The sequence below is a fragment of the Bacillus sp. X1(2014) genome (assembly GCF_007678255.1).
In genome coordinates, this window is record NZ_VEED01000001.1 from 349,806 (window position 1) to 362,811 (window position 13,006).

At 41.2% G+C, this 13,006-nt stretch carries 18 protein-coding genes; 7 read left to right on the forward strand and 11 right to left on the reverse strand.

Annotated elements, in window-relative coordinates; translation table 11 throughout:
* Positions 1-98 precede the first annotated feature (98 nt).
* A complete protein-coding gene (locus FS608_RS01855; RefSeq protein WP_144547577.1) occupies positions 99-1,262 on the reverse strand; it encodes an endonuclease Q family protein in 1,164 nt (387 codons plus the stop codon).
* Positions 1,259-1,813, reverse strand: a complete 555-nt coding sequence (locus FS608_RS01860; RefSeq protein WP_144547578.1) for an NUDIX hydrolase — start codon at positions 1,811-1,813, stop codon at positions 1,259-1,261. Before FS608_RS01860 ends, FS608_RS01855 begins: the two co-directional genes overlap by 4 nt.
* A 70-nt stretch (positions 1,814-1,883) precedes the next feature.
* On the opposite strand from FS608_RS01860, the gene mciZ reads away from it, so the two are divergent.
* Together mciZ and FS608_RS01870 are read left to right on the forward strand one after the other, a co-directional pair.
* Complete coding sequence (mciZ, locus tag FS608_RS01865) at positions 1,884-2,015, forward strand: Z-ring formation inhibitor MciZ (RefSeq protein ID WP_081825343.1); 132 nt, start codon at positions 1,884-1,886, stop codon at positions 2,013-2,015.
* Between the two features lie 63 nt (positions 2,016-2,078).
* Positions 2,079-2,990: an aldo/keto reductase gene (locus tag FS608_RS01870; protein ID WP_144547579.1), complete on the forward strand. Its 912-nt coding sequence runs from the start codon at positions 2,079-2,081 to the stop codon at positions 2,988-2,990.
* Between the two features lie 55 nt (positions 2,991-3,045).
* On the opposite strand, the gene FS608_RS31070 is transcribed toward FS608_RS01870, so the two are convergent.
* From FS608_RS31070 to FS608_RS01890, 4 genes are all read right to left on the reverse strand, one after another.
* Positions 3,046-3,180 (reverse strand): hypothetical protein, encoded by a 135-nt coding sequence (locus FS608_RS31070; protein ID WP_260871555.1) that lies wholly within the window; start codon positions 3,178-3,180, stop codon positions 3,046-3,048.
* 38 nt (positions 3,181-3,218) lie between these two features.
* A complete protein-coding gene (locus FS608_RS01880; protein WP_144547580.1) occupies positions 3,219-3,473 on the reverse strand; it encodes a YqkE family protein in 255 nt (84 codons plus the stop codon).
* Positions 3,474-3,648: 175 nt separating this feature from the next.
* On the reverse strand, positions 3,649-4,317 hold the full coding sequence (locus FS608_RS01885) for a 3-oxoacid CoA-transferase subunit B (protein WP_144547581.1): 669 nt from the start codon (positions 4,315-4,317) through the stop codon (positions 3,649-3,651).
* Between the two features lie 23 nt (positions 4,318-4,340).
* A complete protein-coding gene (locus tag FS608_RS01890; protein WP_144547582.1) occupies positions 4,341-5,030 on the reverse strand; it encodes a CoA transferase subunit A in 690 nt (229 codons plus the stop codon).
* Positions 5,031-5,181: 151 nt separating this feature from the next.
* Between FS608_RS01890 and FS608_RS01895 the strand changes: the two genes are divergently transcribed.
* The 3 genes from FS608_RS01895 (at position 5,182) to FS608_RS01900 (ending at position 7,359) form a co-directional block, all read left to right on the forward strand.
* Positions 5,182-6,084, forward strand: a complete 903-nt coding sequence (locus FS608_RS01895) for a hydroxymethylglutaryl-CoA lyase (protein WP_144547583.1) — start codon at positions 5,182-5,184, stop codon at positions 6,082-6,084.
* A gap of 78 nt (positions 6,085-6,162) precedes the next feature.
* Positions 6,163-6,303: a hypothetical protein gene (locus tag FS608_RS30035; protein ID WP_180230143.1), complete on the forward strand. Its 141-nt coding sequence runs from the start codon at positions 6,163-6,165 to the stop codon at positions 6,301-6,303.
* Between the two features lie 135 nt (positions 6,304-6,438).
* Positions 6,439-7,359: an alpha/beta hydrolase gene (locus tag FS608_RS01900; protein WP_144547584.1), complete on the forward strand. Its 921-nt coding sequence runs from the start codon at positions 6,439-6,441 to the stop codon at positions 7,357-7,359.
* A gap of 21 nt (positions 7,360-7,380) precedes the next feature.
* Here the strand turns inward: FS608_RS01900 and FS608_RS01905 are convergent, their stop codons facing one another.
* The 3 genes from FS608_RS01905 to FS608_RS01915 all read right to left on the reverse strand — a co-directional run bounded on the left by FS608_RS01905 (position 7,381) and on the right by FS608_RS01915 (position 9,404).
* On the reverse strand, positions 7,381-7,713 hold the full coding sequence (locus FS608_RS01905; RefSeq protein ID WP_144547585.1) for an iron-sulfur cluster biosynthesis family protein: 333 nt from the start codon (positions 7,711-7,713) through the stop codon (positions 7,381-7,383).
* A gap of 78 nt (positions 7,714-7,791) precedes the next feature.
* Positions 7,792-8,127: a YolD-like family protein gene (locus FS608_RS01910; protein ID WP_144547586.1), complete on the reverse strand. Its 336-nt coding sequence runs from the start codon at positions 8,125-8,127 to the stop codon at positions 7,792-7,794.
* Positions 8,128-8,144: 17 nt separating this feature from the next.
* The gene (locus tag FS608_RS01915) at positions 8,145-9,404 is read right to left on the reverse strand and encodes a Y-family DNA polymerase (RefSeq protein WP_144547587.1); all 1,260 of its coding nucleotides are present in this window, start codon (positions 9,402-9,404) and stop codon (positions 8,145-8,147) included.
* Positions 9,405-9,564: 160 nt separating this feature from the next.
* Here FS608_RS01915 and FS608_RS01920 point away from each other — a divergent pair, with 160 nt between their 5' ends.
* Entirely contained in the window at positions 9,565-9,756 is a 192-nt protein-coding gene (locus FS608_RS01920; RefSeq protein ID WP_144547588.1) for a YqzH family protein, read from the forward strand.
* Positions 9,757-9,810: 54 nt separating this feature from the next.
* Here the strand turns inward: FS608_RS01920 and FS608_RS01925 are convergent, their stop codons facing one another.
* Positions 9,811-10,608: an SDR family NAD(P)-dependent oxidoreductase gene (locus FS608_RS01925; RefSeq protein ID WP_144547589.1), complete on the reverse strand. Its 798-nt coding sequence runs from the start codon at positions 10,606-10,608 to the stop codon at positions 9,811-9,813.
* 30 nt (positions 10,609-10,638) lie between these two features.
* The gene (locus FS608_RS01930; RefSeq protein ID WP_144547590.1) at positions 10,639-11,601 is read right to left on the reverse strand and encodes an MBL fold metallo-hydrolase; all 963 of its coding nucleotides are present in this window, start codon (positions 11,599-11,601) and stop codon (positions 10,639-10,641) included.
* A gap of 530 nt (positions 11,602-12,131) precedes the next feature.
* On the opposite strand from FS608_RS01930, the gene proC reads away from it, so the two are divergent.
* Positions 12,132-12,977: a pyrroline-5-carboxylate reductase gene (gene proC, locus FS608_RS01935; RefSeq protein WP_144547591.1), complete on the forward strand. Its 846-nt coding sequence runs from the start codon at positions 12,132-12,134 to the stop codon at positions 12,975-12,977.
* Positions 12,978-13,006: the final 29 nt, after the last annotated feature.

Consider the following 13,006-nt stretch of genomic DNA (forward strand, 5'->3'; position numbering starts at 1 on the left):
AGTTAATACATTGTATGCCAGTCTAGTATTTCTATGACCAAATTTTAATAGATTCCAAAATAAACCCCGGTAACTTTTGCTACCGGGGGCATTTTTATTTAATCTGAAATTTTTCCGTATTTCCCGCCGCCGCCAGCTGCTAGATTTACTTTCCCCTCTCTAGCTTTCAGGATTAGGTCGGCAATTCTTTCGGGGACGACTTCTTTCAACCCATCATATGGAACATCATGTAAAATCGCCATTTCACTTCCAAAATGATCGACCAACTTCTCTAGTAAGCGAGGTCCTAGGCCAGGGATGAACTCAAGCGGGACCTGGTGAATATAGGGCGGACGATCTTCTGGCCCTTGATCAGCCGTTTTCAGTTCAAGGATTCTGTCAGCTACACCTTTAATAATCTTGGTATTTCCACATTGGCTGCATATTTGATCGTCATCTGCTGCGGGATTTAGGCACTCTGCACAAACTGTCTTATGATATTTACCAAGCAATGGATCAAGACCATAGTTTGCGACAATTTTCCGGCCATCTTCCTTCTTTAGTGCTTTCTGCAATTCTAAAAATGTTGGTTCTTTCATCGCTATAACTTGATATTCTCGAGCAATTTTTGCAAGGGAATGGGCATCAGAATTCGTTACAAAGGTATAATCATGCAACTCCTTAATTTGGTCTGCCATATTCGTATCGGAACTTAATCCAAGTTCTACCGCATCAATCAAATCTGGGTCTAATACCTCAGTTAATGACTGATTGACACCTTTCCCATATAAGCTCTTAAAGGGCGTGAATACATGCGCAGGAATGAAGATTCCACCTAACTCTTTCACCTTCCTTTGCAAAGTGAGGCCTGAAGCATAAATCCTTTGAGAGCTTAGTTGAATATTTTTCAAGTGACCTGACAGCCATGTGGAGAACTCCCTCATAACGGAAAGATTCGGAAAGTAACTCAGTAGATGAATTGGACCATTGCATTGCTCATCGTAAATTTCTAATTCCGAACCAGGTATTACCGTTAAATCACCAAATACTAAGCCCCCGTCTGGATGCTCTACTACATCTCCACTTTCAATAAGACTTTCCATTTCGAGAATGACTTCAGGTGAATGACTATCGATGATTCCCACCATATTAAGCCCTTTCTCATGTCGTGCGTGTTCAATGATATTCGTAAACGTTAATGACTTGGCCCCAGTGATTTTTACTGGCTTCCCCGTCCAGGTCCGACCAATATGAATATGTAAATCTACATAGTAGCGATTCATTTATTTTTCAACGCCTCTTGCAACTGTAAATACTGCACAGCGTAAATCGTTTTGGCATCATAGATCTTTTGCTCTTCCACATATTGAACCGCTTCTTCAAGGGTTAGTTCTTCAAGATTAACAAACTCGTCTTCATCAAGTGTGGCTGCATTTTCTTTCTTAGTCAGACCTGTTGCTACATAGACATGTACGATTTCATCGGCAAATCCTGGTGAAGTGTAGAAAGAGGTGAGCCATTCAAGGCTCTTACACTCATAGCCTGTCTCTTCTTCCAGTTCACGACGTGCACAAAGGGCTGGTTCTTCACCCTTTTCCAGCTTTCCAGCAGGAATTTCGACAATAGTCCGTTCCAGTGCTTTTCTGTATTGCTCCACCATAACTACTTTTTTGTCATCAGTCAGCGCTAAAATAGCTACAGCACCCGGATGCTTAACGATCTCCCGCTTGGATTGTTTCCCGTTCGGAAGTTCAACGTCCTGTAAGTGAACACTGATTATTTTTCCAGAGAAAATCTCTTCGCTCTGGAGCGTTTTTTCTTCAAGATTGCTCATAAGGGTCACTCCTGTTCTATTCCAATAATCTGCTCATACATTTTACCATACTTTAATTGGAGGGTATGAGATGAAGGTGTACGTGCACGAAAAGGGAATCATTCTTGTCGGAAAAGGGTGGGAGATAGTTCAGAAACTAAAAGAATATAATAAAGATCATCTCACTGTTTCAGAATGGGTTGAAAAGGTCAATCAAAAATAATGCCTTTCGATTGTAGTCTGTCCTTTTCTTTATTAAAATTGTAGAAAAAGGACGGGTGATTTTTTGAAAAAGAGAAAACTGGGAAATTCAGATTTGTATGTAACAGAAGTAGGGCTTGGTTGTATGTCAATTGGAACCGAGGAGAAGACGGCACGAAAAATTATTGAGGCCGCACTTGAGGAAGGTATTAATTATTATGATACCGCTGATTTATATGATTTTGGTGAAAACGAAAGAATTGTTGGGGCAGCATTAAAGGATATACGTGAAAATGTGATTATTGCCACCAAGGTTGGGAACCGCTGGAGCCAAGATAAGAAAGGATGGTCATGGGACCCGTCGAAGTCATATATAAAGGAAGAAGTCAAACAAAGTCTTAAACGACTGGGCACAGACTATATAGATCTCTATCAGCTGCATGGCGGGACAATTGATGATCCTATTGAGAAAACGATTGAAGCGTTTGAAGAATTAAAATCGGAAGGCTTTATTCGCTATTACGGGATTTCATCAATTCGCCCAAATGTTATTAGGGAATATGTTAAAAAGTCTAGTCTTGTTTCAGTGATGATGCAATATAGTATCCTAGACCGCCGCCCTGAAGAAGAAGCACTTCCATTACTACAAGAGCATGGTGTAAGCCTTGTAACCCGCGGCCCACTTGCCAAAGGCCTTTTAAGTGACAAAATGCTGGAGAAAGTAACTGATAAGGGTTATCAAGACTATAGCTTAACCGAGTTGAATGAAGTCTTGCCAATGCTGAAGGAAAGACTAGCGGACTCTCGTTCCTTTACAGAGATCGCCCTTCAGTATAATCTCGCAAATCCTGTTGTTGCTTCTGTTGTCACCGGGGCAAGCAGTCCAGAGCAAGTTAGAAGTAATGTGAATGCAGTTAGAAGTCAGCCGCTTTCTGCTGAAGAAGTTTCTCTCATTAGAGAATTAACGAAAGTAAGTATCTATAAAGAACATCGTTAAAGGAGAGCGTTTATCCGCTCTCCTTTTTATCATTTCTTATTTGGCTGTGTTAAAACTAGTCTGTTGATTTCCGCTCCAGGCACTTCGCTTTCCGCGGGCGGTCCGGCGAGCCTCCTCGTCGCTGCGCTCCTGAGGGGTCTCCCCTGCCCCGTCCTCCCGCAGGAGTCTTCGTGCCTTCCGCTCCAATCAACAGAGTCCAAAATCAAAATTAACCTTTAACACAGCCTTTTATTTAAATTCCTTCCAATTCATGCCGCTTTCATTTAATAGTTCTTCAAATGATTTGTTTTTTTCTTTTAATCTTCTTTCTTCTCGTTTTTTTTGCTCTTCTTCTTCTATTCTTTTTGCTTCTGCTGCTTTCAGCTGTTCCTGTTGTTCTTTTAATTGTTTAAATAAATTGGGATTGATCATATCGCCAAGCGTGACCGCTGAATCATCTTTTTTGGGTTTTGATTGATTTTTTTGTCTGTTTTGCTTTTTCATCCAAAATGCCTCCGTTGTCAAAATTCCTTTATATTATATCATGTCAGCAAAGGTGCCCACAGAAAAAAGCAGGCTTTATTTTCTTGCTGCCTGCTTTTCTATATTATTGGTTCTTTTAACTAGTCTGTTGATCTCCACTCCAGGCGGCTTCGCTCCAATCAACAGAGCGGCTAAATCAATAAGCTTCAATTTTCACATTTTCGTCCACTGATAATGCGGCTTCCGTAGAGTTGACAACTTCCTCAATCGTAAATCCTTTTGCTACTTCCACCAATTTAAGACCAGTGTCCGTCACATCCATGACTGCGCGCTCGGTGATAATCCGATTGACTACCCCTTTACCTGTAAGAGGCAGCGTGCACTCTTTCAATATTTTTGATTCACCTTTTTTATTAACATGCTCCATGATTACAATTATTTTTTGAGCACCATGAACAAGATCCATCGCACCGCCCATGCCTTTTATCATCTTTCCTGGGATCATCCAATTCGCTAAATCGCCAGTTTCGGATACTTCCATTCCACCAAGGATCGCCAAATTGACATGGCCGCCGCGAATCATTGCAAATGATTCAGCGCTATCGAAATAGGCTGCACCACTAATCGCTGTAACAGTCTCTTTACCAGCATTGATTAAATCGGGATCCACCTCGTCCGCACTTGGATAAGGCCCGATGCCAAGAAGACCATTTTCAGATTGCAAGACCACTTGTTTATTAGCTGACATATAATTGGCAACCAAGGTTGGCATACCAATGCCTAGGTTTACATAAAAGCCATTTTCGATTTCCTTCTCTGCCCTGATTGCAATTCTCTCTCTGACAGAGACTTTTTCATTCGCCATTGTACTCTCTCCCTTCCCCAAAACTATTTACTAACTGTCAATCTCTCAATTCGTTTTTCCTGTGTTCCTTCGATAATTGTTTGCACGTAGATACTTGGGGTATGAATAAAATTAGCATCTAATTCACCAATTTCATAAAGCGCTTCCACTTCTGCAATTGTTACTTTCCCAGCCGCCGCAATCATCGGGTTAAAATTCCGTGCCGTTTTGTGGTAAACAAGATTCCCCATTTTGTCACCCTTCCACGCCCTCACAAGACTAAAATCGGCCGTTAGTGCCTCTTCTAGCAGGTATTCTCTTCCGTTAAAAATCTTCGTTTCTTTCCCCTCTGCAACTGGAGTTCCTACTCCAGCAGGTGTATAAAATGCTGGAATTCCAGCCCCACCTGCCCTGATTTTTTCAGCGAGTGTGCCCTGAGGCGTTAATTCTACCTCTAGTTCACCAGTTAAAACCTGTCTCTCAAACTCTTTATTTTCACCCACATAGGATCCAATCATCTTTTTGATTTGTTTATTATTTAGGAGCAATCCTAACCCCCACTCATCAATCCCACAGTTATTTGAAATGACCGTTAAATCCTTCACGCCTTTTTCTGCTAAGGCCAAAATCAGATTTTCTGGTATTCCGCACAACCCAAATCCACCAACCATCAAGGTAGCCCCATCATGAATATCAGCAACTGCCTCCTGGAAGGATGTACAAATTTTCTTCATGCTGTTTTCCCTCCCTCATCACTTTTTTCCTTTACTTATTTCTAGTAAAATACGAAAAAATCCTTTTATTTTGTCAAAATTTCTATTATTCTTGCTTTTTTGAAATTAACACCACTACAATGAAAGTATGATTATCGGAGGTGGAAAATGAATGCTAAATTTACCTAAAAAGGTCACGATCATCGAAGTCGGCCCTCGGGATGGACTGCAGAATGAAAAGTTATTTGTACCAACTGTTATAAAAAAACAATTTATCAGCAGATTAAGAAATGCTGGTCTTCACGAAATGGAACTCACATCGTTTGTATCACCGAAATGGGTGCCTCAAATGAGCGATGCCGCTGAAATAGTAACCGACTGCCTTGTTGCTGATGACAGAAATATTGTTCTAGCTCCGAATCGTAGAGGGATTGACAGGGTATACTCTACCGATTGTCAGGCTGTTGCTGTGTTTGTTGGCGTCAGCAATAGCTTTAATCTTAAAAATATTAATAAAACAACAAAAGATAGTATGACGGAACTTGTACCGATCATTTCTGAATTAAAAGAGAAGAATTATTTTGTTCGGGCCTGCATTTCTACTGCTTTTTATTGTCCTTATGAGGGAAAAATCAATGAGAGTGATACGATAAAGCTTTGCAAGGAATTTGTTGACGCAGGGGTCGATGAATTAAGTGTTGCCGATACCATCGGGATGGCAGCTCCAGATGAGTGCTTTGCTTTGTTTTCCCAATTGAAAAAGCTTTTTTCTCATACACTCTTAACCGCCCATTTTCATGACACACGAAAGCTTGCCCTTGCGAATATTTTTGCCTCTCTCCAGGCAGGAATCGACCGATTCGATACCTCTGCCGGCGGACTTGGCGGTTGTCCATTTGCACCTGGTGCTTCCGGAAATGTAGCAACAGAGGACGTAGTTTATATGCTTGAACGGATGGGGATTGATACCGGGGTTGATTTGAATAAGTTGATTGATGCGATTGAAGTCGTACGCCCTCATCTTTCCAGACAAATTGAAAGCGGATACTATCGTCTGCATGCGCAAACTGTCTAAATTTACTTTCTGTGAATAATCGGTCTTCTACTAATGCATCTTATTAATTGAGACTAGCTTGAAGGGAGACTGATTATTTTGAGCCAAAAACGGGATAAAGGTTCCAGTCAAAAGGGAAAAAACTATGCTGAAACTGCAGGTGGAGGACAGCGAGTGATGGCTGCTGAAGAAGTCGAAAAAGCAATCCACCCTACCAAAAGACAAAACGCTGAGCAATAAATTTTTTTGTCAGCTCCAAAGCCGCTCGTTGGTGCCAGCGGCTTTTTCTATGCTAAAATTAAAACTGTTAATTTATGGGCGCTTGGAGCTTATTTTTTTCATACCTTATATAAAAAAACACGGGAGGTGCCATTGTTGAAGAAGACACTCCGAACCTTGTTTGCCTTGTTGTTATTCTGGTTATCTCTTGGTTTGTATTTTACAAACCGCCTTATGTATATGAAAAAGAAGGATGAGGATTTAATTTTAAGACGGGAAAAAGAGGCTGGCAGGTATAATCCTGAGGAATTTGAATCCTTGCCGAAGCGGGAAATAGATATTTCTTCCCCTTTTGGTTATATGATTAAAGCTCTGCTCGTTGAACCGCACCAGACCAATCGTTATATCATTATTTCTCATGGGGTAACCGAAACGAAAATTAATTCGATTAAATACGCTAATCTGTTTTTAGCGCGGGGGTTTAATACATTAATTTATGACCATCGCCGCCACGGGGAATCCGGGGGCAAAACCACTAGCTTTGGTCATTATGAAAAATTCGATTTAAAAACTGTCGTCGATTGGCTCAAAAAAGAAAAAGGACCTCAGCTTGAACTGGGAATTCACGGGGAATCGATGGGGGCCGCTACCATGCTTCTCTATGCTGGGCTTCTTGAGGACGGTGCTGATTTTTATATTGCTGATTGTCCATTTTCGGATTTTAAGGAGCAGCTTGCCTATCTCATTAAAAGGGACTTTAAGCTCGTCCCTAGCCTTTTATTGCCGCTTGGTGATGCTCTTTTACGTCTGCGGGATAAATATTCGATTCGAAATGTATCACCGATTTCGGTCATTGAAAATATCAAACATCCAATTTTGTTTATTCATAGCCAAAAGGATGATTTTATTCTTCCGACCATGACAAAGGATTTGTTTGAACATAAAAAAGGGCCTAAAATGCTCTATTTAGCTACTAATGGCCGCCACGCTCAGTCCTTTAACGAAAACCGGGCTGATTATGAACGGGTAATTGATGAATTTTTACAAAAGTATGTTGATCGTGCCTTACCAAGCTAAAAACAGACTGTCCAAAATGGATCAGTCTGTTTTTTCTTTGATTAGTAAACTCATATGACCATTAAGGATTTGCTGTGGACTCTTTAGTTGAAAGCAATTGGCCGTATTAGAAAAATCAATTTTCATTTGCTCATCAAAAAAAACTGTTTTTGATTTTTCCACATAAACCGTTCGATCATTTGTCTCAATCGCAATATCATCTGAATCTAGATTCGGGACAAACCACAATGCCACTACCCCATTAACCGCACAACCACAGCCGTCGGTATCGTATTTTAGCTTTAAGTAGCCTTCTCGACCATTAACTCTTTGATTTATTTTTTCTGCTGCCGCTGCTGTTATATTGATCTCCACGTTGATTACTCCCCTCTGTTTAGCATATGGTGATTGTACCACATGTTACGTGAGGTTGATTCAACTTTGCTCATGGATTTAAGTCTCCGTCATCCGGATGTCAGCAATGGCATCTATCGGAATCCGGTGCACCTCTTCAAAGCGGTCCAGCACATGAAGCCGTTGGGTCAGTTCGTCCCAGTAATGGATTTTGCCAATCACGATTTCATAGTTCCGATTTCGGTAATGGGTAATTGTAACGTACTGATCATACTCAATCGCTTCGGACAAAATCTCATTCATCAATTCCAGCTGCTGTTCATCCATCTCTCGTTTCTGTTCATACCGATCTTCCTTCACCCAATCCCTGAGTAATTTCACATGCTCAGGAAGCATCATCGATGTCCATTTGATCCTTCCGCGATCACGAATCATACGCCTCTCCTTCTTTCCTATCTTTTATGTCCGCCGACAAGTGTAGCCCGGTGCTTAGCGGTTCCGGCAGCCGTATAAGAAACAGCGCGCAACAAGGAACCCGAGCCAAAGCGTCTGCGCACCGTATCTACCACATAGCCAAGCTCACGCCGCTTATAGGCACCCATGTCGAAAAGATCCAGCTGGAGCTCAAGGTCATCAACAATATTGCTGATGGCAATCGAAATTTGCCGCACCGTCTTTCCAGAGTAATGCTCATGAAATAATTCAAGGCAAACACGATAAAGCTCCATCGTCACATTTGTTGGCTGTCCGATCGTTCTCGAGCGATGAAAACCGCCGCCAAATTCGTCCTGACTATAGCCAACTCCGAGACTAATCGTTCTCCCTGCCTTTCGATGCGTCCGTGCCCTTCTCGCTACCTCCTCACACATTTCTAAAATGACCGTCTTAATTTCCGCTTCCTCTTTATAGTCCCTTAACAGAATTTGACTTTTTCCAAAGCTAATCTGCCCTTGAATAAGCGGTGCACCCAATTCAGAGAGATCAACACCCCAGGCATGATAATAAAGCTGGTTTCCCATGATGCCAAATTTCTTTTCCAACATTTCTAAATCATAGCGGGCAAGCTGACCGACATTAAAAATACCCATTCCATTTAATGTTTTTTCCACGCGTCTGCCGATCCCCCACATTTCTCTAAGCGGCGATACATTCCAAAGCTTGGTTTGGACATCTTCATACGTCCACTCGGCCACTCCTTTTTTCTTGGCATCAAGGTCAAGACATAGCTTAGACAGCAGCATGTTTGGGCCAATTCCAATGGCACATGGCAACTGAAACTCCCGTTCAATATCATTCTTTATTTTTTGGGCGATCGTGTGGGCATCCCCCCACAACTGCATCGCACCATCCACTTTAATAAAGCTTTCATCGACGCTATAGACATGAATTGCTTCTTTTGGAACATAGCGATTAAATACACGCGAAATTTCTGTTGCAATTCGTAAATACGTGGCCATTTTGGGCTCAACAATTTGAATCCTAGGGTCTTTGGGAATCTCGAACATCCGGGAACCCGTTTTGATGCCAAATTCTTTTTTCATCCGCGGCGAAGCAGCAAGGACAATACTTCCCTGCCGCTCTTTTTGACCGACAACAGCTAAATAACATTCCATTGGGTCAAGGCCGTGCATGACAGCCGAACAACTAGCATAGAAGCTCTTCATGTCTACACATAAAATTTTATTTTGCGGCAGTACGCTGTAATCCACCATGACTGATCCCTCACACCTTAAATATCGAACATTCGTTCCTTTTTATTATATTCATTATCATAAGCGAATATGCGTTCGTATTCAATGGAAATTTTTTTAACATTTATTCATTTATGGAAGCTCTATAAAAAATAGTATAATGTGAGTGAGGTGCATGTTTATGGATAAAAAACTAGTTGTGAAGATGATTAGAAATTGTTTTAAACAATATTACGAAGCGGACTCCATGCCTATTGGTGAAAAGGATTTGGAGATGCTCACAAAGCGAATACTCCAATTAAAAGAGGACGAACCAGCTGCAAACTTATATGAAGTCATCAATGATACAGTGTATGAATTTTTAACAGGCTAATTAATACCTTCAAAACAAAAAAAGCCCCCGATAAGAGGCTTACTGCTTCATTGTTTATTTTTGATTAAAAGCCCGTTTGCCAATCCGCTCAAACAGTCGGGGGAAGAGCACGTATACGACGCTTCCCATATTCATCCAACGCGGCAAATTGATCTCCCTTGTTTTCGTCAGCATGCTGTCCACGACCTTTTCAGCAACATACTCGGGCTTGAGCATAAATCTCTGCACATTTTTAACATAGGTGCCCTTTTCGTCAGCAATATTGAAGAAATTGGTAGCGATTGGGCCAGGATTCACAGAGGTCACAAGTACATTAAAATCTGCTAATTCCATCCGCAGTGAGTTGGTGTAACCAAGAACCGCATGCTTTGAGGCTGAATAGACACTCGATTTAGGCGTGGCAATTTTCCCAGCTTGGGAGGCAATATTGATTATATGCCCAAAACGCCTTTCACGCATTTTCGGCAGTACCATGCTTGTGCAGGCCATAAGCCCCACCACATTCACATCAAACATTCCCTTGATTTCATCCAATGTCGCCAAATGGGCTTCACGGAAAACTCCAAAACCAGCATTATTGACAAGAATATCAATATCTCCGATTGTATCGAAAATCCGTTGAAATATCTTCTGTACCTGAACTGTATCCGACACATCCAACTGATAAACAACCACTTTAACCGGATGCTTTTGCTGGAGATCCATTCGCAATTGTTCGAGTTTACCAATACTTCGGGCTAATAGCACAAGATTGGCACCGCTAGAAGCACATAGCTTGGCGATTTCCGCTCCAATCCCTCCAGAAGCACCAGTTATCACAATATTTTTACCTTTTAATTGTTCCCTAATCATTTCTACACCTCATCTGAGTTGATTCCAAGGCTAAAAATTAGCCTGAAAAAGAACAGGATTTGTCCCCCTACTACTAATCTCCCCAATAGATGATAAATAGTCAAGTTGTGCGACGGTTTCGGAAATGGTCAGCATTAGTTCGCGCTGGTAAACAGACGGAAACAAGCGTTTACAAATTTCAAATACGGTCAACTCTTCTTCTTTTAACCAGCTATGAACGGTCATGGCCCGCTCGTGCTGCCGCACTAATCGTTTATCAACCAACTCTGCTAACTTATAAACTTCCTCCCCATGCCCTGTATAGACACATTGAATAGGATACGAAAGCAGTTTCTTCATCGAGTCATTATGCTGAATCTGTGGCTTTGGTCTTTCAATTTCACCAGGGACCGGAGGCTCTAACAATGGATTGGGTGAAATATGTGCTAAAATCAAATCTCCGCCAATTAAAATCCCATCCTTTTCCCGGTACAGGGCAATGTGGCTTTGGGCATGACCCGGTGTTTCAATGACCTGCCATTCATTTAGCCCAGGAGGTCTCATTCCCTCATCAAGATGTCCGGTCAATGAGCGGTTGCATGAATATTTCAATGTTTTTCTTAAATTTGAAAGTAAAGGAAAGTATTCCTCAGGCAGACCGAACTCTAGAAAATGGACACGAAAAAATTCTTCTTGTTCTTGAAAAAAAGCTTCTGTAGGTTGAATCCATCGTTCATTCAGATGATGACCGTATACTTCTAAGGTATCTGGAAAAAAATCAAGCATCCCAACATGATCGGGATGATGATGTGTTAGAATTACTTGCTCGATATCAGCTGGACTTAAGTCTAAATCCTCTAATTGCTTCTTAAACGACATCCAGGACTCTTCCGTTTTCACTCCCGCGTCAACAAGTGTTAAGCGATCGCCTTTAATCAAATAAACATTGACATCCCCAACCGCAAAAGGAGTTGGCACCGTAATTTTTGCTATTCCGTCTTTCCATTTTGTCATTCCTAAATCCCCTTATCATTATTTTCAAATAAAGAATCCATTGATATAGATATGAACATTATGTGAAATTTATTATATATACTAAAGTGTAGCGATATTTTAACCAAATGTCATTATAACTGCATAATTTTTTAGAAAAAATAAAAAATTCTCTAAATTTAGCTATTGACAGATAGGTTGTTTATCTTGCATAATCTAGTAAAAATTTAATTCGTTAAAGCAATGAATAAGGCCAGTAAATGAGAAATGGCGAAAGAGAGTGAAGTTCGACGGCTGAAAGACTTCACCGCCCTCTTAATCATTGAACCTACCTTAGGAGCACTTAGGAAAACCTAACGCATATCCGGCGTTATCGGAGTCAAGTGAACCCTTATGGAAATGATGTGAGGGTAATGAAGGTGGTACCACGGAAGTTAGACCTTTCGTCCTTTACGGATGAGGGGTCTTTTTGTTTTATTCTAAGAAAAGCTTCAGCGCCAGTCGCCCCTAGGCACTGAAGCTAGACACGGGAAAATAAAGGAGGAATATACATGAAAAAAATTGCAATTATTGGTGCAGGATCGATGGCGGAAGCATTCATTTCAGGAATTCTTGAAAATGGTTTTATTGATAAAAAAAATATATGGATCACAAACAATTCTAATCAAGAAAGATTAACTGCCTTAGAAACACGTTATGGAATTCAAACGACTTATAATTTGAATGAACTGTTTGATCAAACAGACATTGTGATGTTAGCCATGAAACCCAAGGACGTCGCCACTGCCATTCACTCAATTCGTGAACACTTAACAGAGCAGATGCTCGTAGTTTCTGTCTTAGCAGGTGTATCCATGGATACCATTGAAACATTAGCAAGAATACCACTTGCGATTGTAAGGTCGATGCCAAATACCTCGGCAGCTGTTGGAAAATCGGCCACTGCTGTAGCCGTGAATCATCGTGTTACCGATTCTCAGTTAGAAACAACTAAAAACTTATTTGGAACTGTCGGCTTAGCTTCCGTTGTGGAGGAAGCACAGTTAGATGCCGTTACTGGCCTTTCCGGAAGTGGTCCTGCCTATATTTATTATCTAATTGAAGCAATGGAGAAAAGTGCCGTTGAAGTAGGTCTTGAAAAAGAGATGGCCAGTGAATTGATTGTACAAACACTGCTTGGTGCAGCCGAAATGGTCAAAAACTCAAGTAAGTCCTCTACCCAGCTGCGTAAAGATGTAACAAGCCCTGGCGGAACTACAGAAGCTGGGATTCGAGTACTTGAGGAACATGGGGTCCAAGAAGCATTCATTTCTTGTATCAAAGCAGCTACGGCCCAATCTAAAAAAATGGGAATGGAATTAAGTTCTAAGCTTCAAACTGCTGACCAACCTTCCTAAATTGGCTTTTTGCCTTTATTACATTAAAC

Coding starts and splice junctions, on each gene's coding strand:
- FS608_RS01855 (WP_144547577.1), bottom strand. CDS start 1,262: ATGAATCGCTACTATGTAGATTTACATATTCATATTGGTCGGACCTGG.
- FS608_RS01860 (WP_144547578.1), bottom strand. CDS start 1,813: ATGAGCAATCTTGAAGAAAAAACGCTCCAGAGCGAAGAGATTTTCTCT.
- mciZ (WP_081825343.1), top strand. CDS start 1,884: ATGAAGGTGTACGTGCACGAAAAGGGAATCATTCTTGTCGGAAAAGGG.
- FS608_RS01880 (WP_144547580.1), bottom strand. CDS start 3,473: ATGAAAAAGCAAAACAGACAAAAAAATCAATCAAAACCCAAAAAAGAT.
- FS608_RS01885 (WP_144547581.1), bottom strand. CDS start 4,317: ATGGCGAATGAAAAAGTCTCTGTCAGAGAGAGAATTGCAATCAGGGCA.
- FS608_RS01890 (WP_144547582.1), bottom strand. CDS start 5,030: ATGAAGAAAATTTGTACATCCTTCCAGGAGGCAGTTGCTGATATTCAT.
- FS608_RS01895 (WP_144547583.1), top strand. CDS start 5,182: ATGCTAAATTTACCTAAAAAGGTCACGATCATCGAAGTCGGCCCTCGG.
- FS608_RS01910 (WP_144547586.1), bottom strand. CDS start 8,127: ATGATTCGTGATCGCGGAAGGATCAAATGGACATCGATGATGCTTCCT.
- FS608_RS01915 (WP_144547587.1), bottom strand. CDS start 9,404: ATGGTGGATTACAGCGTACTGCCGCAAAATAAAATTTTATGTGTAGAC.
- FS608_RS01920 (WP_144547588.1), top strand. CDS start 9,565: ATGGATAAAAAACTAGTTGTGAAGATGATTAGAAATTGTTTTAAACAA.
- FS608_RS01925 (WP_144547589.1), bottom strand. CDS start 10,608: ATGATTAGGGAACAATTAAAAGGTAAAAATATTGTGATAACTGGTGCT.
- FS608_RS01930 (WP_144547590.1), bottom strand. CDS start 11,601: ATGACAAAATGGAAAGACGGAATAGCAAAAATTACGGTGCCAACTCCT.
- proC (WP_144547591.1), top strand. CDS start 12,132: ATGAAAAAAATTGCAATTATTGGTGCAGGATCGATGGCGGAAGCATTC.